A 21,433-nucleotide genomic window follows, 5' to 3' on the forward strand; every position below is an offset into this window, starting at 1 on the left:
TCCTTCACCCCCACTTCGTGGGGGGCGCCATCACTTTCCAGGAGCGGTGGTTCAGGTGCTATAGAGATGCGTGCCGCAATGGTTGCAGAGATGCTGTTTCTCGTTGGACAAGACGCCTTCGCGGATCCAAAGCCGAATACTTCGGGAACCGCACTTATTGCACGCCACGCCATGGCCAGTGGAGCAAGCTGGATTTGCGTCGAGATACTTCTTGAGTGTCGGCGTCGCTCGGGCCACCACCACGCGGAGTATCACTATCGAGAGATACGGCACGAGGAATCCGATCGCGGCCCAGAGCAGGATGTTCCGCTTCCATTTGCGAGCCAGAAGCGCCGTGAGCACGGCGGAAACGTACAAAACCAAGTTCCAGTCCTGTGCCGCGCCAACATAAATGGTGGATGTCGTGCTCATCGAATGTCTTGACGATTATGGCAAAAGCGCCGATTCTAATGGAAAGTACAGATTTCGGTCTGACCCGCTACTTATCGCGCCGCTTGCGTTTCGCGACGGTCTGATGGCTGAGGGAGGCCGAGCAGCTCGGGCACGCGAAGTTGTGAGACAGCTCGATCCGAGGGCCAGTGTTTGCGATCAGATATGGCGTGCTGCAAATCCGGCAAGGCGCCAGTTCGACTTCCGCGCTGGACGCCATCGCTCGGCAGATGTGGCAGGCGCGATCCGCAGTCAGCTTGAGATCAGATCCGAAGAGGCTCTGCATGATGTCGAAGGCTGCAATGAATGCGGCTGGGACGTTGGAGCCAGTGGCCAAGGCCATCCGATACAGCGAGACCATCATCGTTGCTTGCTGACGATAGGTTGGGGCCTCGAAGTACCAATTCAGGGAGCTGGGTACCTTGCCGCTAGGTGATGAGACGCCGTGGATGTCCATGTAAAGGCGGCGGCTGGTCGTCAAGCTGATGGCGAGCAGTGAGCCGACAGTGGAAGCGCGGCAGTGCTGCCGAATCAGCATCTCGCTGTAGAACTTCGATTGGTATCGGTGCAGTCGCAGGTTGGACCATGAGTGCTTGTGCTCCAGGCGATCGGCCCGAATGGGCGTCGACGCCAAGAAGTAATGCGCCAGCGCCTCTGGGCTGATACGGTCCGATTGATACTCAGTCCAGAAGAGCTTGCTGTAGATCCGCCACCGGAAGATCGGAAACTCGACCTGGGCGATTCCGAGATCCAGCACGTGCTGGGGGACCTTGCGCAGGTGGTCGGCCAGTTCCTGGCTGATGCCGAGCAGGGGCGCGGCAAGGACGCTGGTATGAAGCAGCTCGACCAGCATCCACAGGTATTGCCGGTTGTTGTAGAACAACCGGATCTGATCCTGGCCGTTGAGCCTGGGGGTGTCCTTGCGCAGCTTGTCGATGGCCAGTGTGCTGGTGGTATGGTCGGTCAGGCTTTTCCAGTCGTTGACCTCCGTGAGCGTGGGTGTCACCACGAGGAAGGGTGTCCCCATCAGGTCCCGGTAGGCAGCCTCATTGGTGCGAATCGAGTCTAGGTTCTTCTTGCTGACACGCAGCGTCAGCTCAAAGTCCCGATGCGAACCGAGGGCTTCCGTCAAGAAGTCCGTCAAATAGTAGTTCGCGGATCGAATGCGATCCTGTGTCATGCGGGAGAGTTTCAGTCCGTTGAATGTGTTGCTACTCTGGCTAATAATCATTATATTTTCTCGACCCTATTATTTATTTAGAGATGTAGGCCTGCAAGTCGTTGCTCAAGCGGTTGGCGAAACCCGCGAGCACTTCAAATGTTGACTGATACATGTCCTTCTTGTTTTCAAGCTGAACGGTAAGCTGCAGTGCAGAGAACGAAGAAATGAGCCGCTCAAAATCTGTTAGGAGTTGGGTCAACTCGTTATGTACGTCGCGACTCGACGCGAGTCTGGTTTCTGCGTCGCGTACCTCCAATTCCAGTCGGGCGCGTTCTGCGAGGAGTTTATCCATTTCTCGCTTCGCCACCGACATGCGCTCATTCATCGCTGTGAGCGCGTCTTCCAGGCTCGCATAGCCAGGCGGAATAATCTCGACCGTATTGGGCTGAGTACCTTGCTTACCCTTGGCGTTGGAGACTGCGACCGCTTCCTTCAGGCGCTGATTTTCCTTCTCGGTCTCATCGATCGCCATCTGTAGCCGGCTGAAGGCGGAATTGGCGCGCGAAAGATCGTTCTTGCTGGAGGAAAGGGCGGCTTCGGCTTCCTGCCGTTCACCTTTTAACTGCGTGATCTGCTCGCGTAACCGGCGAATCTCGAAGTCTTTCTCCGAGTGCTCCGATGCGCTGTCGGCTAGCTCGTTGGCGGCCAGTTCGAGCTTGTTTTGAACTTCTTGAATCTCAATATCTTTCGCACGAAGCCGTTCGATAAATGGGCGAATTTCGGATCGCTTCATTTTCGGGTTGTTCGCTTTCTCTTCTGCGAGAAGATCGATCTCTTCGGTCGTGATGTCGGACCGAATAAGAATCGCCATCTCTCCCTGGTTGAATGTCGAAAGAGCGCCGTTGTTGTTCAGAAACTTCCGGTACGACGACATGTAGATGCGGGCGCTGGCCTTCTTGAGGTCGAAAGCTCTCTCGGCGATCACGTAAAACAGTGAAAGGGCCTTATTGCGAGCGCCGCGATTATCACCGAGGGCCATGATCAGGTCATCGGTCAAGGCATTGTCAATTAGCGAGAGCTGACCGCCGATAGTGACGTGCTCCGTTTTGATGCGCTGTATCGACCCGCGTACTACGCGCGTGGCCTGGACAATCGCCTCAATCGTTTCATCGCTAATCTCGCCTCGCAACGTGTCTCGAAGCTCGTGCGCCACTCGATCGATCTCATTGGAGATAGGGAACTCGAAGGCCGGGGGCAACTGAGGCTGGTGCCTGGCAATCTCCTGACGGTTAGGTTTGGTCATCCGCGTTGTTTCTTCCGATTGTCGTTATTTGCGCAAAGGTGCGCGTAGTCCTTAGCCTAGCCTGAACTTTTTTTTGTCAAGGGCGGCGTCTCGCGAGTGAAAGAGTACGAAAGCAGGGCGCGGTTGTGCGCGGTGAAAGCTCCGATCTTTTGCATCGCTTTTTCGGCTAGGCCCGAAAAGACGCCCAAGAACTAGCAGCTATCGGCATGAATGACTCTAATGTTTAGGGGTTTACCCCTACGGTTGGGGGCCGACTCAAGTAGGATTTATATCTGTCGTAAAAGAAGAGGTGCCCGTTATGCGTTAATCATGATTGACACTATTCCCCGAAAAGACCGCACAAATTTGAGAGCTTTCTGCGGAATAGTCGGACCCCACACGATGTAAAGTGAAGGGACATCAGCGTCCTAGACGCATCGACTTCGCAAGGGTTCCACGCCCTTGCCCTCTGGATGCCGGCATCACCGGTTTTCGATATCCCCGCCACGCCTCAGCGTGCTTGCGTGATGCCTAGGCATGACGCAAGCGCTTTGTCGTTTGAAGGATTCCTTGCTCTTCTGAGCATCGAACTTTTCCTGGCCGTCGCCAGGACATCCACTGCAATCTGTTTTCTGGAGATAAAACCGTGGAATCCTTCTTCGTTCGCGCCATCAAGTCGCCAATCTGTTTGTTCATCTACGTCCTGGTTCTTTACCTGGCATCGCATAGCGCGCTTGTCGCGTTCTTCGTGGTGATCGTTGTCGTGTCGATGGTCTATCACTCGGTAGCCGGCACGGCGAGCAAAGCGACCCCTGCCGCTCCTGACGTTGTCGTACCGCGCCATAAATCGTCGCAGGCAAGCCCGCCTGTTGACGAAGATCGCGGGATCACGCCGCAGTATGCGAAGTCTGCTGTGATCACACCCTTCCCGCGCTCGGGAACGAGCAGTCGTTCCTAAGCCATACCTGCCCTCGTCAAGAGGGCGGGCCCCTCACCTGTTCCGGGTACCCGCTACCCGCCGACAGGTGGTCCATCGGGTGCTCGCATGGAGAACCCAAAATGGAAGCCAATCTCATCGGCTGGCAACTCGATATCTTTGGTGGCGAGTCAGCTGTCGTTGCCCCCGCCAAGAACCCCGACCCCCTTCCTGACCCTCACACCTGGAATGAAGACGTGCGCGAGAAGATGGTCGACGCGCTGATCGGCCTCGCGTGTGACAGTCGCCGCGGCGACAACATGCCGGAGTCCCTGCTCGACTGCGCAGAGATGCTCCGTGCTCGCATGACCAACCGTGCCGTCGACCATGAGGATTACGCCATGACGCTTGGGTGGATCTTCGAGATGTGGGACGGCGCACTGCCATACCGCTATGTCTGCGCCGTCAACGCAATAGACCCCGAGACGATGCAGGACGTGATCCTCAACAATCCCCGACTGGCGCGGGACCTCGACGAGGTTCGGCTGCTGTCGCGAGGCACGCTGGTATGAGGTGACGAATATGCGATTCCTCAGAACGATGTTGGACGCCTTGATGGGCACTTCGCCACCCCCTGCTACCAAGGATGTTCGTGTCGGCATTGGTGCGTCGAACGAGGCACAGTTGGCAATCGGTGGCGTTCCCCACCTGTTCCGCAAGGAAGCCTCTGGCGTCGCGCATTTTGTTGCGACCTTCGAGCGCGTGGTCGGCACTACTGACTTCGGTCAGAAGCTGCTGCCATCGGTAGTTCCCTACTGGAAGCTGGTATCGGTGAGCCAGGGCCTCTCGCTTGGCGAAGCCGTTGAGCTTGCTGTGAGGGCAGGCAAGGTGCCGGAGGTTGCTTCACCGCATGCTTCCTCGGGTGCAGGCCAGGAGGGAAGCCCTGCGGCGAGGACGGAGTCGACGCCTACGCGGCCGGCGACACCGACAGCGAGTGCCGAGTCTGGCCCAGGCGATGCAAGGCACGCCGAGGCGGGGGGAACGCTCAAAAGTTGGGGCTTGGCCACCTATCCGGATCGCAAGAAACCTGGTCGATTCTACGAATCGTTCACGGTGTGGCTGGAGACCCCTTCAGGGGAGCGCAGTCTTCACGGTGAAGGGCTCAAAGACGCGCTGGCGGAAGCCGGCTGCAAGGTGGGTGACTCCGTTCGCATCAAGCGATTGCGAAAGGTCAAAGTGCAGGCGTTCCGCGCCAGCGGTGACCCGAAGCTCGACGCCATGGGCAATCAGCTCTTTTGGGACAAATGGCTCTGGTCTGTGTCCCGCATTCATTAACACTTCAAAGGAGGGCCAATGGCCTCTATCAACAAAGTCATTCTCATCGGCAACCTTGGAGCGGATCCTGAGACCCGCTATCTGCCCAGTGGTGACGCCGTGACCAACATTCGCCTGGCCACGACCGATCGCTACAAGGACAAGACCAGCGGTGAGATGAAGGAATCGACCGAGTGGCATCGCATCGCATTCTTCGGCAAGTTGGCCGAGATCGCAGGGGAGTACCTGAAGAAGGGCTCCCAGGTCTATATCGAGGGCCGCATCCGCACGCGCAAGTGGACCGACCAGGCGGGCGCGGAGAAGTACAGCACGGAGATCGTGGCTGAACAGATGCAGATGCTGGGGTCGCGCCAGAGCAATAGCGGCGGCGCAGACGACTCGTATGGTGGCGGTGAGAGCCGGAATAGCGGTTACGGTGCGCGCAATGGTGCGACCCCTGCAGGCGGTGCTAACGCCGGCGCAGGCGGTCGAGGGCAACAAGCCAGCGGTGCTCGCCGACAGCAATCTGCTCCTGCTCCGTCCAATGGTTTTGAGGACATGGACGACGACATACCGTTCTAAAAGTGCTTTATAAGGCACAATAAGTAAACTGATTTGACTTTTTAGCCCACGAATACCGGCATACGCCGGCATTCGTGGCGCGTCTCTACGGCACGCAGAAGCGTGCTCTCGTCTGTCTGTTCCCAGTGGTAGCTCGTCATGCTGAAGACACGACCTGGTCACCCGGGCCGTGTCTTGAGCAAGCGTTCCTCCGCCTGTCTCAGGCATCGACCCATCCTCCCATCTGGAGAAATCACAATGAAATTGCGAGACATCATCGCGAATTGGACTCCCGCGCAGTGGGAGGCCTTGTTGTTGCAGTACCAGCTGCCAGTCAGCTGCTTGACCGGCAATCCTGGTCCTTGCCCTATCTGTGGTGGCACCGATCGCTTCACGTACGACAACAAGTCGGGCCGTGGTGATTGGGTCTGCCGCAAGTGCAAGGATGGCAGCCCGATGGCGGGAGATGGGCTTCAGCTCATTTGCCGTTTCACTGGCATGTCTTTCATCCAGTTGGCCCTTGAGATCGAGGGGGAGCGCATGCCTGCACCGGTGGCGCAACGCGATTGCGCACGGCCCGCTGTTGCACCTCGTCGTCGGCTGGACCCCGCGAAGGCCGCAGCTCGTCTAGATCGGATCTGGGGAGGCGCGCGGCCCTTGCGCCCAGGCGATCGTGCCATGTCCTACTTGAGCCAACGTGTCCGAGGGTTGGATGCGGCACCGTCTACGGCAATTCGTCTTGCGCAGTTGGAGTACTGGCACGGCGGGAAGGTGCTCGATACCTATTGGGCGCTTGTGTGTCGGTTCACCTTACCGGATAGCCGCATGGCTACCTTGCATCGGACCTATCTGGATGCCGAGAAGCCAAGCAAAGCCACAATCGTTTGCCCTGCCGGCGAGATCCTGAATAGCAAGCGCAACGAGGTTAGCGCGCTCCCCCTAGCGGGCGGGGCGGTGCGGTTGATGGCGCCGGTCGATGGTGTGATCGGCGTCGCTGAGGGGCTGGAAACGGCCTACGGCGCCTACATGTTGCATGGGGTGCCGGTCTGGTCTTGCCTAAATCGTGTGTTGCTGAGCCAGTTCGTCGTTCCACCAGGGCTTGGTATCCACACGGTTCACATCTTTGCGGACTTCGATCAGATCGACCCAAAGACTAGGAAGTCTCCTGGCATGGCCGATGCGTTGAGGTTGCAAAGCCGGCTCCGCGCCGAGGGTTTCACCGTGGTGCTGCATAGGCCACTGATCCGAGGGACTGATTTTTGCGACCAATGGGCTACGGCCTATAGCCTGCGGGGGATCGCTGCACGCGCGCCGAGGCCGGTCATCTCGTAGTTTTTCAAGCCGCGCACGTAGGTGCGCTTTCTTCAACTCTGCCCTGTGGGTTCGCCCACAGGGCGAATCCGTCTGCGGGCAGCTCTCTGAGAGAGATCGATATGCAGAAGGGTTTCACTGTTTTTGTTGGCCACCTGGCCATTCGTGCTATGCGCACCACGGCAGACGGCGACGTACAGGCCGCCAGCCAGTCGGAGGCGCAGAGCTTCCATGTCTACCGCCGCGGACCCAACCGTGCGGAACAGTTCCAGCGCACGGAGGATAGCTTCGACGCTGCATTTGCCTTCTGTGTGCGGCCTACAGCGGTGCACTAGACACGACGACCATGACGACAAAGCCCGGCAGAGATGCCGGGCTTTTGTCGTTTCTAGGATTGGGAGAATTATCCGCGCGTGCGGGCGAGCCACGCCTTTCCCAGCATGAGGGCGCATTCGTAGAGTGCCCACGCCGCGCCGGCCGCAGCCCAGAGGCGTCCCATCTTGTTGTAGTCGAGCGATGCGAGGTAGTCGAACATTGGGCCTCCGAAAAGTTAGCGGTATTGGACTCAGTCTATCGTTCGCCGAACCGTGTCAAGGCGCAAGCCGGCTAGAAGAACCGACTCATCGCGTTGTTGAGATCGAGGAGCGCGGTCGCGGGTAGTCCGGCCTCGGCACCTGCTTGCTCCGTTCCGGCAGGTAGGCTGACGGTCGGCCCATTGTGATCTGCGGCAACGACCGCCGATATGCTGGGCGGCGCTGGTTCCGGTGCCGGTGCCGGCGTTGGTGCTGGCAAGGGCGCGAGGGGCGGCGTGGAGGGGATGGCGACGTGCTCGAAGCTCTCCCGCACGGGCTTGGGAGTGGTAGGCGCTCGCGTGGCCTGGGCATGGGTGGGGCGAACGCTCGACGCCGAAGCCTCAAGCAATCCGGAGGGTGGCAATCGCAGGCCCATGCGTTGGGCCGCCAGTCCAATCTCCGCCAGACGCCGGAGCGCGCGGGCGCGATGGCGAGCGCTCTCGATCGCGGTGAGATGGTCGATCAGTTCCGGATTGTCGAACTCCGTGAACGTCAACTTGATCGTTAGCTTGTCCATCGCGACCGTCCCATTCAAGCTGCAGCGCGTGCTTGACGCGATGCCCCGATTTCGTAGAAGCCGTTGACGTTGCCGAAGCACGGAGACTTGAGCACTTCGATACGGGTGCGTGGGAACGCAGCCCGGATCGCCGGAAAGTAAAGGGAGCCACCACCACCGGTGAGCACGATCGAGCGAATGTCCTCGGTCCGACCAACACGGGTCTGCATTTCCTTCACCGCGGTCTGGCACACAGCGCGTCCTTGTTCCAGCAGCGGCTGGAGCGCAATCTCCTTGTCGTAGAAGAGAAACGGCTTGCTCTCGCGCAGTGCCTTGTCGATACGCTCGATGCTCGTGACGGTTTCGCCTTCCTGCTCGGAGATCATGGCTGCGATCTGCTGGTAGATACGGGCTGCACCGCCAGGCACGCCTCCACTGCGGCGGTCGTCCATCGTGAAGCCACGGGCCACAACCCAATCGGTGGTGAAGTAACCCACATCGATCACCAGGTGAGAGTTCTCGCTGTCGTAGGCGCTACCGCTTTGGCGCATGAACGTGACAAGGGAGCCCAGCGGCTGGGGCAGTCCCACCACGTTATGTACGACGACCTGCCCCTGGCCGAAGTCGTGTCGGCCGCAGAAGCGCTCCTTGAGGTAGGCGGCATATTTCTGGACGGTGTGAACCGGCAAGCCCAGCATCAGCTGCGTGATCTCGGTTGCGCCAGTGTAGTGGAGCGCGCCGCCCAGCAGCGCAGCGTATTCGGGCGTGGTCACGAAGTCCTCGGACAGCGTGCGGCCGGTGTTGCCATAGGCCGTGCTGATTGAGACGTCAGGGCCGACCTCATAATGGCTGCCCTCGACCATGACGTTGACGATGTCGCGGGCCTTGAAGAAGCCGCCGCCGTTCGCAGTCAGCGTGTTCGCCGATGCCGGCGGCGCGAGGGAGGGGAACATACGGTGGACCGTCTCGGCGCCCATGCCGTAAGCGAATTTCGTGTTTCCATAGCCAACGTCGACCGCGACCGTACCGAGTTTCATTTTTGCGCTCCAATTGTGTGATGAGAGTCGTCGGCCGGAAGGGTCCGCGTGCGCATAGGGCGCTGGGCGTTTCGGGTGGCGTATCGGGTCCGTAAAGTGCCCCCAATGTGCCCTTGAGCGGTATGGACTGAGTCGGTGCCGTATGCGGGCCATGATGGTCCCGCAAACTGCCCCTAATCTGCCCCGATAGTGCCCTTGCTGCCGACCCTTTGAATCTACCTGCCCTGAAGCGTTGTCAAGGGCGCGAGATCTTCGAAATGGCGCGCGCTTTCCCGGTTGCGATGTCCAGCGCCATCCCTTATTCTCTGTCCCACACCCAGCGTCCCCGACGCATCGACCTCGCCGCCACTTGCGCGGCACCCCTCAGCACCTGCGCGAACACGTGCGGATCGCTTCTATGTTCAGGCCGGACAATGCACCGGCATTTTTTTCAATCAAATCAAGTGGCCAGTGTTGGACAGTGAGGACACCGGACACCGCGATAACAAGCCGATCAGCGGGCTACTTGTGAAAGTAGACCAGAGTAAGGACGAGTCCGAAGCCGGACACCGGACAGTGTTCGGGACTTTTCCTACATGACACGCACCCTTTCAGCCGGATGGCTGGGCACGGATCACGAAGCTCGACACACTGCGGTGGAGATGATCTGGCTTTGGGGTGGGGAGTAATACGTGCAGGCCATGACGGTCTGTCCTACGTGCTCCTGAAGATGACGACCCGGTAGGCGCAGCCGGCACCAGAAATGCGCAACAGGAATCGGCCCCCATCCGTTTAAGGGTGGCGTCGGGCAGGGCATGAACCCTGGTCGTCGCCAACCGGCATCGAACGATGCGACGGGGGAGGTCGGCCGCGGGCGCCAGGCAACTAGCCTGAGCGCACTGTGGACAGTCGGATGGCATTGCTTCCATGCATCTGGCTGATCGGTTGCTATCGCTAAAGGATGGGAAGTGGGACCAGGTTGAGGGGGGACTCAGCAAACGCGGTGGTGGTGCGCCGCGAGGAAGGTTGGATGTGGCGTTCGGGGCGCCGCACCAAGATGGCTCGCAACGGTGCGAGTTGGCGTTGCTCGTCTATCGCGGGCAAACAGAGCAAAGAGGGCATGGTTCGTACAATTCAGCTTCGGCCGCTACTGGCGGCTTATTCTCTTCCCGAGCGGTTCAAATCCGAGTTCGCAGTACTGGCGGGCGAGAACCTGCATCGCGCCCACAGTGAGACCCGGGTCAGCGGGCGCGGGCTGTCGCAGACCACCCAGCGCCAACGGGCGCAGATTCTGCTGAGCATGGCCGTTGAGCTGCACGATGGCGGCTTCGGGTTGACCTCTCCCTACAGCCTGCGGCAGAAGCACATCCGATGGCTGGTGCGCCGGTGGGTGCTGGAGCGCGGGATGGCGGTCGGCTCGGTCGAGCTACGGCTATCCCACCTGCGCGCGCTGTGTGCGTGGATGGGAAAGGCCGGATTGGTCGGGAAGCTGGATGACTATGTGGAACGGCCGGAGGGCTATCAGCGCAGCTATGTGGCGCAGTCAGACCGGTCTTGGACGGGCAACGCGGTACGGGCGACGGAGCTGATCGAGAAGATCACCCAGACGGATCGCTATGTCGGCCTTCAGCTCCGTATCGAGGCGGGGTTCGGGCTGCGCGCGCAGGAAAGCTGGCGGCTGCGCCCGCGGATGGACTTGCTGCCTAGCGGGCAGCTGTTCGTGCGGGAGGGGACGAAGGGCGGCCGGGCCCGGCATGTCCCGATCGAGTTCGATTGGCAGTATGACCTTCTAGTCGAGGCGGCGCAGGTTGCAGCCCAGGTGAACCCGGGCCGCGAATCGATGATCCCGGCGCAGTACAACCAGAAGCAGTGGCGCCGACGGTTCTACGCGGTGCTGGAGAAGCACGGGGTGACGAAGAAAGGCGAGGGCGTGACGGCGCATGGTCTGCGGCACCAATATCTTCAAGAGATGTACGAGCGCATCGCTGGGCAGCAGGCTGCGGTCAAGGGAGGCGGGAAGGTCCTAGACCCGGCCGCGCACCGGGACGCGATGGAGCGGGTGGTGAGCGCGGCTGGACATAGCCGGGCCAGTAAGGCGAACGCCTACCTATCGAGCTTCCACACGATGTCGAGGCTGGGAAAGCCCGCAGTCACCTTAGAGCAGGTGCGGGAGGCGGTGCTGGCGGCGGCCGGAAACAAAGCGAGCGCCGCGAAGGCGCTCGGGATCTCGCGTGCAAAGCTGTATCGGGTCTTGGGGACCGAAGGCGCGCAGGCGCTACTTGCCGAAGCACCAGGAGAGGTAGACGAACAGTAAGACCAAGGCCGCTGCGTCGATGATGCGCCCACGGTAGCGGTGGAGCAGGCGGGAGATGGATAGGATCGAGTGCATGGGTAGTCGGATTAGAAATGGAGGGCGGCCACAGCCATGACGAATCGCGTGGCGGGCGAGTCTTGAAAGCGCGTAGCCTCGGCCTCGCCGGCGGACTCAGCCTTTGTGAGCGCGCCAAGGGGTGCGAGGCGACCAGTCTTCTCGCCCGGGTGCGGGGTCGGTGGCGGCAGGTCGATGGCGGTCTGCCGCGCAGAACGGGAGAGCGCCGGGAACGGATCGACGCCGGCGAATCGGGCGAGTTCTTCGATGCTGACGACTGAGTAAAGCAGCTTGCCATCATTGCGCGCAATATAGGCTGCAGCGCCGGCATTCGGGATAGCGATCGCCTTCCAAAGATAGCGGGGCACTGCCACGCGGTCTCGCAGGCGCAGCGGCGCCGGGCCGTAGACAGCGCCGGTCACGACGTAGACCACGCCATGCTGGCGGGCCAGGCGCCTGGTGGCGGTCTCGATGTGGCTCCACAGGCGACGGTTACTTGCCGGGTCTTGCGGCACCACATTGGCAAGGCTGAAGCTCTCGGCCTGCCCGGCCTTGTCGGCGAAGTCTCCCGAGGGCGCGAGGTGGCCCCGATCGTAGCCGGAGCGTGCGAAGTCGGCCAATGCGGCGCGGCCGGACGGGGGGAGACGTGGTTCTTCGTAGAAGTCGCTGTCGCGGGCCAGCTGGCGTGCCGACATCACAGCATCCCCCGTGAGTCGTTCAGCAGACCAATGCGGCGCGCGAAGCGTCGTGTTCGACAGCACGGCATAGCTATTGAGGCAGAGCTGCTGTGTGCGTCCCTGTGCAGTGACCAGGTTGGGCGGAGTGGAATTGAGGAAGAGCTTTCCGCATGCGGCGGAGCCGTCGGCGTATGCGAAGCCCGCAGCGGTGGAGATCAGGCCGGCGAACAGGAAGTGGCGAAGCATGGTGTCTCTTGGGAGTGGTCGTGCTTCTATCTTGCCGTGCGCCCGCCGTTGTCAAGGTGCGGCCGCCGGCAGCTGATCGACTGCGTTTGCAACCAGGTCCTCAATCAGCCCGAACCCCTCCCGGTCTTCATCCATGAGTTCCGCAACCGTCGCTTCGAATGGATCGATCCGGATCCAGGGCTTGCCATCGATGCGGATCAGCCTGGCACGGCGAACGAGCTTTCGGTACCGTCCTGCATCTTCCAGCACGGGCGCGACAGGCAAGAGTGTCTGCAGCCGGGTATCCGGCTGTGCCAGGCGTGCGGCCATGGCAGCGAAGATTGGCCCCTGTGTGTCCCAGTCCCCATTGTTTGCGGCAAGCAGGTTCAGGAAATAGGGGAGGTCGGAAGTGGTCAGCTCCTGTCGCGCCAGCGCCGCAATCTTGTGCTTGTCGGTGGGGCGATGGTCCGCCCGTGTGTTCCAAATGGCCTGCAGGCGGGCAAAGGCGGCGTCCCGGCCCTCATCCATCGCGCAGGGGGGCGTCGAGATTCCGCACTCGGCGCAGGTGACGACGGCTTCCAGGCGGCCGGCAAGAAAAAGCGCCTCACCTTCACAGTGGGCGCAGGGGATGAGTCCATCCATGGCGAACATCCGGGTGGAAACCCGGGATTATGCCGCTTCAAGGAATGGCCGCAGACATTAGGTAGCTGTAAGACGTCGCCAGAACCTCCTGGGCGGCATTGCGCTGAAAGCCGGAGACGAGCTGGGCGTCCTGGGCCGCACCTTGTCCAACATGCCAGAGCGTGAGCGAATCAGTGTCCGCGTGCCTTGCGGAAGCACCTCTTTGCGACCTCGAACAATCCGGATTTGAGGATAAGCGCCTTCAGGCTTTGCTCGCCATACCGCGCCTTGCGGTTCTCCAGAGCGTCGGGCTCAAGTCGCAGCGCGATTGCGGCTGCGTAAGCCAAGGTCGGTCCAGCCGTCGACACGCGTTGGCGCCGCGGCGAATTTTTCCAGCGATTCAATCATCCGGCTGCCCTGAAGATGCATGAGTTCAAGAGCGGCCGTGGCCCATCGCTGGATGCCAAAAAGCTCGTAGGCGCGAGGGCTGGCTCTGTACCGGAGATCTTGGATACCTGGGGCCGGATGGCTTTGCCTTCGTCACAGGCCGGATCAAGGAGCTCATCATCAAGGGAGGGGAAAACCTGCGCCTCGCGAGATAGACGAGGCATTGCTAAAGCACTCGGCTGTGCTGGGGGCTGCGGTGGCGGGCGCTCCGGACGAGCAATATGGTCGGGAATTTATGGCGTGCATTGTGTCTAAACCCGGAGAGCGATGCATGCAGAACGAATTGAGATCGTTTTGCTGGAATGAGCTCGGCGCGTACAAGACACCCAGGTCTTTCCGCATTGTCGACGCGCGGCCCAAGGGACCGTCGGCAAGGCGCAGCGGCTGAAGCTCATCAGCACGGAGGGAATCCCTGTATAGCGCCTTTGCCGAACGACTTCCCGACGGGTGCCCGAGCGGCCTGTCGATGGTTCACGTCGTCATGCCGAGCGGAGGACGCTGTCCGAGGCAGGCCTAGTGGTATCCTTAAGCCGCAGTTTCGCAAGGTCAAGCTGCTGTTTCGAATGCGCTGTGTCAGTTCTACGCCGACCACGCCACCGTAGTTGCTGCGTTCCTTGAGCCTTTGTAGCCCGGCAGGATGTTTGTCCTGGGCTTAATTTTTTGCGGGGCTTTCCAAAGGTGGTCCCGGCGCTCGTCGAGCGCCGGCGAGCAGGACTCGACCCAGCGACGATTGTCGTGCGGGCCGGCGACAGCGCCGTCAAGCACTGCGGGCCAAAAACGACAGATCGTTCCCGGACGGGCTCCGTTGGCGATTGTTGAATATCCTGCTCTGCTACCTTACGAGATCCTGCGTATGCGTGGGAAGTCGATTTATGGACGCTATGACAACCAAACATCCGCAAGACACTTCCGCACTAGAAGATGACCGCCGTTTTGTCACAGCCCTGGCTCGTGGACTGGAAATTCTTGGCGCATTCGATGGCGGTGGTCTGCTTGGGAACCAGGATATTTCCTCGATAACCGGTTTGCCTGGCGCCACGGTATCCAGGTTGACCTTTACCCTGGCTTCGCTGGGATACCTTCGGCGTGACGAGCAGAGCCGGAAGTACTTCGTCGGTGCCGGGGTCCTGGGGCTCAGTGCCTCAATCCAGCGCAGTCTCGGTGTCCAGAAGATCGCCAGGGGGTTCATGGAGGCGCTGTCGCGCGAGCGCAAGGTCTCAGTGGCGATGGGCACACGCGACCGCCTCGGGGTGATGTTCCTGGAGGTGGCGCGCTGCGATCAAACCGTAAAGGTGGTGCACGTTGACGTCGGCACAGTGCTGCCGATGGCGTCGACGGCGATGGGCACGGCATACCTGGTGGCGGCCCCGCTTGCCGAGCGTGCGCACCTGCTCGAGCAGATGCAGGAGCGGCATGGCGCCGAATGGGAGCAGATCCGAAAGTCGGTGGAGCGGGCCCACTCGGATTACCGCAAGCACGGCTTTGTGATCTCCCTGCGTTCATGGTCGCGGCCGGTCAACGCCGTTGGTGTGCCACTGGTTATGCCAATGGGGGGCGGCATCTATGTGTTTACCTGCGTTGCAAATCCGCAAGCTGCGCCACGGGAGCGGTTGGTGAAGGAACTAGGCCCCCGGCTCGTGGAGATGGTGAACGCCATCCGCGCGGAGGTCGACCGCTCGCCACCACTGCAGGTGGTGCCGCATAGCGTGTATCGCCCCTGAGCCGAGCACGCACCTCTTCGAGTGATTTTGGCTGCCCAGGAGGCATGGGCGCTACCGTCTCCACTCGCCCGCCGCTGGTCCCGTGCCTGCGCATCCTGCGTTATGTCTGGTTTGAAAAGCATCTAAAATCAAATAGATAGCGTCGTCATTTCCGCAGTGCGGTTTTCCCACTAGTTTCTCCTATACGCCATCCGGGTCTCTCGGAAGAATACGGTCCAGACAAGAGAGCAGCCACACCGACATCCACCTGTCGCGATGGCTGGCCCATCAACCGGACTGAAGGGGAGACATCGAATGAAGCATGTATTGGCTTGCGCAGGATTGGGTATGTTCAGCCTCGCGGCACAGGCGCAATCCAGCGTCATACTCTATGGCGTGGTCGACGCCAACGTTGAATACGTGAACAATTTGCCAGGTGCTACCGGGAAAGACAGTGCCTCCCGGCTGAGCTTGCGCTCCGGTGGCATGTCGACTTCGCGCTGGGGGATTCGGGGCGCGGAGGAGTTGGGTGGCGGGATGAAGGCGGTCTTCGCCCTTGAGAACGGCTTCAACGTGGATACAGGCACGCAGTCCGATAGCAGCCGGCTGTTCGACCGGCAGGCGTTCGTTGGCTTGTCGAACCAGTATGGCACGCTGACCTTCGGTCGCCAATATACGACGATGTTCTCGATCATGGGGAACTACGTGCCGCAGGCCTATGCGCCGCAGTATGAGCCGATCTCGACGGTGGTCACTGCGCGCAATGACAACGCGGTGAAGTATGTCGGGAAGTTTGGCGCAATGGGGCTCGGCGCGCACTACAGCTTTGGCGAGCGGCCGGGTGCATTTTCCTCTGGATCCGGTTGGGGCCTGGGAGCCACCTATGCTCCGGGCGACTTCAGCATTTCGGCGGCCTATGACCAGTTGAATCCACAGGCCGGCACCGGCACCGGTTCCGGCCGAACGCAGTACGCGGGCATCGCCACTAACTACGTGGCCGGACCGGCCACCTTGTTCGCAGCCTATCGTTGGGGCCGCAAGGAAGACGAAGCCGGCAGGCCGATCACGCGCGATAACTTCTGGTGGACGGGCGTGCGCTACGAGCTCACGCAGGCCCTGGTGTTCACGGGTGCCTTCTACTACGACGACGTCAAGAAGTCGTGCGGCACAAGCTGCATGAATCCCGTGAATCCCTGGCAAGCTAGCGCGCTGCTTGACTACAGCTTGTCCAAGCGGACCAACCTTTACGCGGTGGCCGCCTATGCGAAGAACGCCGCCATGAACTTTGGCTTCGGTGGCTACACGCTGGCGCCCGGCAAGAACAGCCAGACCGCCGTTGCAATTGGCATCCGCACCAAGTTCTGAGCCCGGCAGGGCAAGCGCAGATCAACTCGAATGGAACATCAAACATGAAGAGCTATCGTTTTCCCGATTATCAGGTGGCCGGCGACGCAGACACCACAATCTTCTTGCTGCACGGCGCCTATGGCTCGAAGACGTACTTCGGACCGGAAATCGAGGCGCTGGTTCGCGAGGGCTATCGCGTGGTGGCTTGGGATGCGCCGGGTTATGGCCTGAGTCCGCTGCCGGAGAACCTGAGCATCGAAGGGCTGGCGGCCACCGCGGCCGCGCTGATCGAGCGGCTCGGCACGGCGCGCAACGTGGTGCTGGGCCATAGCATGGGAGGCATCGTTGCGCCTCGCGTGGCGACGCTCTTGCCCGAGCGCGTGCATGGCTTGGTGGTGTCGGCAACGGTAGCGTCATTCTCGCGCAAGAGTGAGGAGGACAGGAGGACCTTCCTGGAAGAGCGGATCGCGCCGCTCAAGCAGGGGAAATCTTTCGTGGACACGGCCATGCCGGTGATCCGCTCGATGTTCGCGGCGGGCTCGCAGGGGCCGCTGGTCGATCTTGTGACTTCAGTGGCGGCCAGCACTTCGGCCGATACCTTCTGCGCCGCGATCGCGGCCATCGTCAACTATGAAGGCATCGACACCCTGCGCCAGGTTGCTGTGCCGACGCTGCTTATCGCCGGCGAGCAGGACAAGGTCGGCAGGCCTGACGGCATGCGGGAGATCCAGGAGCTGATCCCACAGGCGGAGTTCGTCTGCATTCCAGACGCTGCGCACTACGCGTTTGCCGAGCAGCCGGAAGCCTTTAACCGCCACCTGCTCGGCTTCATTCGGTGCCATGTTGACAATGCTGGCCGCGAATAAGCCTGACGGACTATCGCAAGACTGGGGCTCGCCAGCGAGCCGAAATCCCTTACTCGGAAACAGCATGATGCAGAGAAACATCCCTTCAGTGACAAGGCGTGCCCTTATCGGCGCCTGCCTGGCGCTCGGTTTCATTGCCGGGGCGCAGGCAGGCGACTGGCCCGAGCGGCCGATCACGCTGGTCGTGCCATACCCCGCTGGCGGTTTGACCGACACGGTATCCCGGACCTTGGGCGACGAGGTCGGCAAGATTCTCGGCCAGCCGGTCGTGATTGAGAACCGCGCCGGCGCGGGGGGAAAGATCGGCCTGGATGCGGTCAGGCGCGCGCCACGTGATGGTTACACGATTGGACTGGTCGTGCCTGCCACCATGATCACGCTGCCCCTGACGGACAAGAACTACGGGATCGATCCGTTGAAGGACTTCGAGCCAATCACGATTGCGGTCGACACCTACCTGGCGCTCGTGACAAGCCCTTCGCTGGGGGTGCACAACCTGAAGGAGTTCACTGTCTATGCCCAGCAACACCCGGGACAGCTGAACTACGCCACCCCAGGTGCGGGCACCAGCTTCCATTTCAACAATGTGATGCTTGCGCAGAAGCTCGGCATCCGGGCCGCGCATGTGCCATACAAGGGCGAGGTTCAGATGATGTCGGATATCGCCAACGGGCAGATCCATTACGCGCTGGTCACCAACTCGTCCAAGGCATTTGTGGACGGGGGCAAGGCGGTGCCCATCGCGGTGGCGGCTGGGAAACGGGTGCCGGCCTTCCCCAATGTGCCGACCTTTCGTGAGCTCGGCGTGGATTTCGTCACCGATGGCTGGGTGGGGTACGCCGCGGCCACAGGCACGCCGGTAGCGATTCTCGACAAGCTGAATGCTGCCTTCACCAAGGCGCTGGCACTGCCGCGCATCAAGACACTGTTCGCGCAGATGGGCTACAACCCGGTCGGCAATACGCGGGCCCAGTTCCGGGCACTAATCGAGGAACGCACCAGGCACTATGCGCAGCTTGTGAAGTCCGGCGCAGTGAAGCTGGACAACTGAGCGCACAACCTGCGAAATCATCGCGAGCCGTAGGGAAACCCCAAGAGAAGCCGTTGGCGCATCAAGGATGCACCAGGCAAGCAGAGTGAGGATCCATCATGCTGGAAATCGTCAATCACGTTCCGTCCACGATCTCGGCGGACAACGACCATCCCTTCCTCAACGGGCCATTTACGCCCAACCAGGACGAATACACTGCGGATACCGGCGCCATGCAGGTTATCGGCGAAATCCCCAGGGATCTGCACGGCATCTACGTGCGCAATACGCACAATCAGGTGCATGAGTCGATCGGCATCTACCATCCTTTCGACGGCGACGGCATGCTGCACGCCATCCATTTCGAAGACGGTCGCGCCACTTACCGCAACCGCTATGTGCAGACCACCGGTTTTCTTGCCGAAAAAGCCGCTGGTCGGTCGCTCTGGCCAGGCATGCTGTCGCCACAGTTGTATTCGCGCCGCGGCTGGGGCTCGATGGGTGCCATGAAGGACAACGCCGGCACCGACGTCATCTGCCATGCGGGAAAGCTGCTCGCCTCGATGTCGCAGGGTAGCGAGCCGTGGCGGCTGGATCCGCTGTCTCTCGAGACGCTGGGGCCGGACGTGAACTGGGCGCGCGAGGTGCCGGATGGTGTGGCGTCTCACTATAAGGTCGATGCCGAGACGGGCGAGATGATGTTCTTCAATTACCCTGAACGCTGGCCGCATATGCATTACGGTGTGATTGATCGCCACAACCGCCTGGTGCACTACGTGCCGATCGAACTGCCTGGGCCGCGCTGGCCGCATGACCTGGGCATTACCAGGAACTACACGATTCTGCATGACCTGCCGTTTTTCTTCGATCCCGAAGCGCTGAAGCGCGGCGAGCGCAAGCTGGCGTTCCACCGTGACATTCCGGCTCGCTTCGGCATCGTGCCGCGCCACGGCGACAATGCGCAGGTGCGCTGGTTCGAGGGCACGCCTTGTCACATCCTACATCTGGCGAACTGTTACGAGGACGGCGACGAGGTCGTGATGGATGGATGCATCATGCCGGACCCGCACAAGCCGAGCGTGGGGCAGAATGACGGCAGCAAGCAGGCCGCCTACCACAAGATCCGCGCTCATCTCGACAAACATAACAACCCGACGCTGATGTACCGGTGGCGATTCAACCTGAAAACCGGCCGGACGCGCGAGGAGCAGATCGACGACGAGATCACGGAGTTCCCAATCTGTAGCAACGACTATGTTGGCCGCCCGTACCGCTACAGCTATAACGTTCTATACGAAAAAGGCGAATGGTTGTTCCGTGGCCTGAAGCGCTATGACATGTTGACGGGCGCGACCCAGCGCTACGAGTATGGCAAGGGCCGTTATGGCAGTGAGCCGCAGATGGCGCGCCGCATCGGCGCCAAGGAGGAGGACGACGGCTACCTGATGACCTTCGTCACCGACATGACCGCCAATCGCTCGGAATGTCTGATCCTCGACGCCAGCGATATCGCCGCGGGTCCGATTGCGCAAATCATCCTGCCGCATCGCATCTCAATGGGTACGCATGCTTGCTGGGTGGAGCCTGACCGCATTGCGGGCGAGAACCGTGGCGCGGCATACTTGCCCTGAGACGGCGTCATGCAAAAGAACCTCGTTCTGGTGCCAGGGCTGAACAATACCCGGATGGTGTTCGCCCGGACACTGGCGGCCCTGCCGCCATCGGTGCGCGGCATCGGGGTGGACTGCCCGCCGTTGTCGTCTGTGGAGGCCATCGCCGAGGCACTGCTGCCAGTGCTGCCCAAGCGCTTCTGGCTGGGCGGCTTTTCGTTCGGGGGCTATGTGGCACTGGCGTTGCTGGAATCTGTGCCCGAGCGCATCGAAGGCATTGCCCTGATTTGCTCGGCACCTTATTCGGACTCGCCGGAACAGCGGGAGAAACGACGCATATCCATGGCCACGGCTCGCGAGGGCCGCTACTTCGACATGATCGAAGCACAGGCGGCCAGTGCTTTTCATCCGAGTAATCTGCAGGACGCTGACCTGATGTCGGAGCGCCGTGTCATGGTGCGTGCCTATGGCGTTGAACGTTACCTTGCGCATGTGCAGGCGGTCATCGACCGGCCAGATCGCTCCCGGTTGCTGGACGGCAGCAAACCAACGCTGGTAGTGTGCGGCTCGCACGATAGGGTGTTTCCCGAGGAAGTTCTGCGCCAGGTTGCGCTAGGCGTTCCCGGCGCCGAGCTGCGGGTCGTCGCGGCCGCAGGGCATTTGGTGCCGCTAGAGCAGCCGCGGAAACTGGTGCGTGCATTGACGGATTGGATGGGTGTCGGGACCAGCTAGCGCAGAAATTCCCTTCCTCCACGCTTTTGCGAGCGGTGGGGAGGCCGGCCAGCGTTGTCAAGGCGGGCGCAGCTCTCCAGAGAGCATTTTGGCGCGAGATTGGGTGGCGTCAGCCTTGGAAAGCTGTATGATTTCGCGTCGCTTTTACGGTAAGCCGCTTCGATGAGAGAGGTTTCGCTCGGCCCGCGTCCCGCCTCGGAGCGGGAGATGGTCTCGCCTGGGGGCGAGTGCTATCAGGCCCTGACCACGATTGATGCCTTCGCCTTCCGGCGTATGTTGGACCGCGTGTTCTGGCATCCCGAGCCGGAGGTACTGCGGTTCGAGGTGCGAGCGAACCCGTCCCCTTTGGGCAGCATCTATGACGTGGTTGCCCTGGTGTCGCACGCCGGGGAGGCCTGGTTCAACAGGGACATAATCCCTGGTCGTTGGGACTATGTTGCATTCTCGGAAATCGGTTGGGGAATGGCGAAGCTTTACCGCCAAGAGGCCATCGACGCCGGCCGAATCCGCGAGGAGGATGGCTCAGCCGTCGCCAGCGGGCCGATGCCGGATTTCACGCATCTGCAGGATCCGGCTGAGCGCGAACGCTACCGTTGGGCGTTCATTAACCACCTGCGCAGGCAAGGGCGATCGGGCTAGCATGGTCTTCCACCGTTGGCGGCTTTGCGGTATTCTCTCGGCAATTCTCGCGTCTTAGGCGCATCGACCCCGCCATCTCAACGATGGCTAGCACAACTGCCCGGCTCATGCT

Annotated in this window: 23 protein-coding genes; 15 read left to right on the top strand and 8 right to left on the bottom strand. The window is 61.0% G+C overall.

All coding sequences use genetic code 11. The features are described 5' to 3' along the window. Nucleotides 1-51: 51 nt before the first annotated feature. From A9975_RS37765 to A9975_RS10000, 3 genes are all read right to left on the bottom strand, one after another. Nucleotides 52-411, bottom strand: a complete 360-nt coding sequence (locus tag A9975_RS37765) for a hypothetical protein (RefSeq protein ID WP_220810689.1) — start codon at nucleotides 409-411, stop codon at nucleotides 52-54. Between the two features lie 67 nt (nucleotides 412-478). Then, nucleotides 479-1,660 (bottom strand): FlhC family transcriptional regulator, encoded by a 1,182-nt coding sequence (locus tag A9975_RS09995; RefSeq protein ID WP_183032554.1) that lies wholly within the window; start codon nucleotides 1,658-1,660, stop codon nucleotides 479-481. A 22-nt stretch (nucleotides 1,661-1,682) separates the two neighbouring features. Next, nucleotides 1,683-2,894: a hypothetical protein gene (locus A9975_RS10000; RefSeq protein WP_183032555.1), complete on the bottom strand. Its 1,212-nt coding sequence runs from the start codon at nucleotides 2,892-2,894 to the stop codon at nucleotides 1,683-1,685. Nucleotides 2,895-3,519: 625 nt separating this feature from the next. Between A9975_RS10000 and A9975_RS10005 the strand changes: the two genes are divergently transcribed. The 6 genes from A9975_RS10005 to A9975_RS10030 all read left to right on the top strand — a co-directional run bounded on the left by A9975_RS10005 (nucleotide 3,520) and on the right by A9975_RS10030 (nucleotide 7,310). Next, nucleotides 3,520-3,831, top strand: a complete 312-nt coding sequence (locus A9975_RS10005; protein WP_183032556.1) for a hypothetical protein — start codon at nucleotides 3,520-3,522, stop codon at nucleotides 3,829-3,831. Nucleotides 3,832-3,932: 101 nt separating this feature from the next. Next, nucleotides 3,933-4,361, top strand: a complete 429-nt coding sequence (locus A9975_RS10010; protein ID WP_183032557.1) for a hypothetical protein — start codon at nucleotides 3,933-3,935, stop codon at nucleotides 4,359-4,361. Nucleotides 4,362-4,371: 10 nt separating this feature from the next. Then, nucleotides 4,372-5,124 carry a hypothetical protein gene (locus A9975_RS10015; protein WP_183032558.1) on the top strand — a complete coding sequence of 251 codons (753 nt, stop codon included), beginning with the start codon at nucleotides 4,372-4,374 and terminating at the stop codon, nucleotides 5,122-5,124. Nucleotides 5,125-5,142: 18 nt separating this feature from the next. Further along, nucleotides 5,143-5,685, top strand: coding sequence for a single-stranded DNA-binding protein (locus A9975_RS10020; protein WP_183032559.1), 543 nt, complete (start codon nucleotides 5,143-5,145; stop codon nucleotides 5,683-5,685). A gap of 237 nt (nucleotides 5,686-5,922) precedes the next feature. Further along, complete coding sequence (locus A9975_RS10025; RefSeq protein ID WP_183032560.1) at nucleotides 5,923-6,996, top strand: primase-helicase zinc-binding domain-containing protein; 1,074 nt, start codon at nucleotides 5,923-5,925, stop codon at nucleotides 6,994-6,996. Between the two features lie 101 nt (nucleotides 6,997-7,097). Further along, nucleotides 7,098-7,310: a hypothetical protein gene (locus A9975_RS10030; RefSeq protein ID WP_183032561.1), complete on the top strand. Its 213-nt coding sequence runs from the start codon at nucleotides 7,098-7,100 to the stop codon at nucleotides 7,308-7,310. A 68-nt stretch (nucleotides 7,311-7,378) separates the two neighbouring features. Here A9975_RS10030 and A9975_RS38030 read toward each other — a convergent pair whose 3' ends face one another. The 3 genes from A9975_RS38030 to A9975_RS10040 form a co-directional block, all read right to left on the bottom strand. Next, nucleotides 7,379-7,510 carry a hypothetical protein gene (locus A9975_RS38030; protein WP_255503139.1) on the bottom strand — a complete coding sequence of 44 codons (132 nt, stop codon included), beginning with the start codon at nucleotides 7,508-7,510 and terminating at the stop codon, nucleotides 7,379-7,381. Between the two features lie 71 nt (nucleotides 7,511-7,581). Continuing rightward, nucleotides 7,582-8,064, bottom strand: coding sequence for a hypothetical protein (locus tag A9975_RS10035; protein ID WP_183032562.1), 483 nt, complete (start codon nucleotides 8,062-8,064; stop codon nucleotides 7,582-7,584). Between the two features lie 14 nt (nucleotides 8,065-8,078). Further along, nucleotides 8,079-9,080 carry a PRTRC system protein D gene (locus A9975_RS10040; protein WP_183032563.1) on the bottom strand — a complete coding sequence of 334 codons (1,002 nt, stop codon included), beginning with the start codon at nucleotides 9,078-9,080 and terminating at the stop codon, nucleotides 8,079-8,081. Between the two features lie 1,099 nt (nucleotides 9,081-10,179). Here A9975_RS10040 and A9975_RS10045 point away from each other — a divergent pair. After that, nucleotides 10,180-11,373: an integrase domain-containing protein gene (locus tag A9975_RS10045; protein WP_183032564.1), complete on the top strand. Its 1,194-nt coding sequence runs from the start codon at nucleotides 10,180-10,182 to the stop codon at nucleotides 11,371-11,373. A gap of 86 nt (nucleotides 11,374-11,459) precedes the next feature. On the opposite strand, the gene A9975_RS10050 is transcribed toward A9975_RS10045, so the two are convergent. Together A9975_RS10050 and A9975_RS10055 are read right to left on the bottom strand one after the other, a co-directional pair. Next, on the bottom strand, nucleotides 11,460-12,350 hold the full coding sequence (locus A9975_RS10050) for a DNA/RNA non-specific endonuclease (RefSeq protein ID WP_183032565.1): 891 nt from the start codon (nucleotides 12,348-12,350) through the stop codon (nucleotides 11,460-11,462). Nucleotides 12,351-12,401: 51 nt separating this feature from the next. Continuing rightward, nucleotides 12,402-12,971 carry a Lar family restriction alleviation protein gene (locus A9975_RS10055; RefSeq protein ID WP_183032566.1) on the bottom strand — a complete coding sequence of 190 codons (570 nt, stop codon included), beginning with the start codon at nucleotides 12,969-12,971 and terminating at the stop codon, nucleotides 12,402-12,404. Nucleotides 12,972-13,593: 622 nt separating this feature from the next. Between A9975_RS10055 and A9975_RS38535 the strand changes: the two genes are divergently transcribed. The 8 genes from A9975_RS38535 (at nucleotide 13,594) to A9975_RS10095 (ending at nucleotide 21,321) form a co-directional block, all read left to right on the top strand. Further along, the gene (locus tag A9975_RS38535; RefSeq protein WP_370564301.1) at nucleotides 13,594-13,785 is read left to right on the top strand and encodes a hypothetical protein; all 192 of its coding nucleotides are present in this window, start codon (nucleotides 13,594-13,596) and stop codon (nucleotides 13,783-13,785) included. A 493-nt stretch (nucleotides 13,786-14,278) separates the two neighbouring features. Then, nucleotides 14,279-15,118 carry an IclR family transcriptional regulator gene (locus tag A9975_RS10065; protein ID WP_183032567.1) on the top strand — a complete coding sequence of 280 codons (840 nt, stop codon included), beginning with the start codon at nucleotides 14,279-14,281 and terminating at the stop codon, nucleotides 15,116-15,118. A gap of 294 nt (nucleotides 15,119-15,412) precedes the next feature. Then, the gene (locus tag A9975_RS10070) at nucleotides 15,413-16,462 is read left to right on the top strand and encodes a porin (protein WP_183032590.1); all 1,050 of its coding nucleotides are present in this window, start codon (nucleotides 15,413-15,415) and stop codon (nucleotides 16,460-16,462) included. 44 nt (nucleotides 16,463-16,506) lie between these two features. Then, nucleotides 16,507-17,310: an alpha/beta fold hydrolase gene (locus A9975_RS10075; RefSeq protein ID WP_183032568.1), complete on the top strand. Its 804-nt coding sequence runs from the start codon at nucleotides 16,507-16,509 to the stop codon at nucleotides 17,308-17,310. A gap of 64 nt (nucleotides 17,311-17,374) precedes the next feature. Then, nucleotides 17,375-18,361, top strand: a complete 987-nt coding sequence (locus A9975_RS10080) for a tripartite tricarboxylate transporter substrate binding protein (RefSeq protein WP_255503140.1) — start codon at nucleotides 17,375-17,377, stop codon at nucleotides 18,359-18,361. Between the two features lie 98 nt (nucleotides 18,362-18,459). Continuing rightward, on the top strand, nucleotides 18,460-19,971 hold the full coding sequence (locus tag A9975_RS10085; protein ID WP_183032569.1) for a carotenoid oxygenase family protein: 1,512 nt from the start codon (nucleotides 18,460-18,462) through the stop codon (nucleotides 19,969-19,971). 9 nt (nucleotides 19,972-19,980) lie between these two features. Then, nucleotides 19,981-20,682 (top strand): alpha/beta fold hydrolase, encoded by a 702-nt coding sequence (locus A9975_RS10090; protein WP_183032570.1) that lies wholly within the window; start codon nucleotides 19,981-19,983, stop codon nucleotides 20,680-20,682. Nucleotides 20,683-20,844: 162 nt separating this feature from the next. Then, a complete protein-coding gene (locus A9975_RS10095; RefSeq protein WP_183032571.1) occupies nucleotides 20,845-21,321 on the top strand; it encodes a hypothetical protein in 477 nt (158 codons plus the stop codon). The last annotated feature ends 112 nt before the right edge of the window (nucleotides 21,322-21,433 follow it).

It is taken from the genome of Cupriavidus sp. UME77 (assembly GCF_014170355.1).
Classification (GTDB): Bacteria; Pseudomonadota; Gammaproteobacteria; order Burkholderiales; family Burkholderiaceae; genus Cupriavidus; species Cupriavidus basilensis.

Coding starts and splice junctions, on each gene's coding strand:
- A9975_RS10000 (WP_183032555.1), bottom strand. CDS start 2,894: ATGACCAAACCTAACCGTCAGGAGATTGCCAGGCACCAGCCTCAGTTG.
- A9975_RS10070 (WP_183032590.1), top strand. CDS start 15,413: ATGAAGCATGTATTGGCTTGCGCAGGATTGGGTATGTTCAGCCTCGCG.
- A9975_RS10040 (WP_183032563.1), bottom strand. CDS start 9,080: ATGAAACTCGGTACGGTCGCGGTCGACGTTGGCTATGGAAACACGAAA.
- A9975_RS10030 (WP_183032561.1), top strand. CDS start 7,098: ATGCAGAAGGGTTTCACTGTTTTTGTTGGCCACCTGGCCATTCGTGCT.
- A9975_RS10015 (WP_183032558.1), top strand. CDS start 4,372: ATGCGATTCCTCAGAACGATGTTGGACGCCTTGATGGGCACTTCGCCA.
- A9975_RS10075 (WP_183032568.1), top strand. CDS start 16,507: ATGAAGAGCTATCGTTTTCCCGATTATCAGGTGGCCGGCGACGCAGAC.
- A9975_RS10080 (WP_255503140.1), top strand. CDS start 17,375: ATGATGCAGAGAAACATCCCTTCAGTGACAAGGCGTGCCCTTATCGGC.
- A9975_RS10085 (WP_183032569.1), top strand. CDS start 18,460: ATGCTGGAAATCGTCAATCACGTTCCGTCCACGATCTCGGCGGACAAC.
- A9975_RS10090 (WP_183032570.1), top strand. CDS start 19,981: ATGCAAAAGAACCTCGTTCTGGTGCCAGGGCTGAACAATACCCGGATG.
- A9975_RS10065 (WP_183032567.1), top strand. CDS start 14,279: ATGACAACCAAACATCCGCAAGACACTTCCGCACTAGAAGATGACCGC.
- A9975_RS09995 (WP_183032554.1), bottom strand. CDS start 1,660: ATGATTATTAGCCAGAGTAGCAACACATTCAACGGACTGAAACTCTCC.
- A9975_RS10045 (WP_183032564.1), top strand. CDS start 10,180: ATGGTTCGTACAATTCAGCTTCGGCCGCTACTGGCGGCTTATTCTCTT.
- A9975_RS38030 (WP_255503139.1), bottom strand. CDS start 7,510: ATGTTCGACTACCTCGCATCGCTCGACTACAACAAGATGGGACGCCTC.
- A9975_RS10055 (WP_183032566.1), bottom strand. CDS start 12,971: ATGGATGGACTCATCCCCTGCGCCCACTGTGAAGGTGAGGCGCTTTTT.
- A9975_RS10020 (WP_183032559.1), top strand. CDS start 5,143: ATGGCCTCTATCAACAAAGTCATTCTCATCGGCAACCTTGGAGCGGAT.
- A9975_RS10010 (WP_183032557.1), top strand. CDS start 3,933: ATGGAAGCCAATCTCATCGGCTGGCAACTCGATATCTTTGGTGGCGAG.
- A9975_RS10035 (WP_183032562.1), bottom strand. CDS start 8,064: ATGGACAAGCTAACGATCAAGTTGACGTTCACGGAGTTCGACAATCCG.
- A9975_RS10050 (WP_183032565.1), bottom strand. CDS start 12,350: ATGCTTCGCCACTTCCTGTTCGCCGGCCTGATCTCCACCGCTGCGGGC.
- A9975_RS10025 (WP_183032560.1), top strand. CDS start 5,923: ATGAAATTGCGAGACATCATCGCGAATTGGACTCCCGCGCAGTGGGAG.
- A9975_RS10095 (WP_183032571.1), top strand. CDS start 20,845: ATGAGAGAGGTTTCGCTCGGCCCGCGTCCCGCCTCGGAGCGGGAGATG.
- A9975_RS37765 (WP_220810689.1), bottom strand. CDS start 411: ATGAGCACGACATCCACCATTTATGTTGGCGCGGCACAGGACTGGAAC.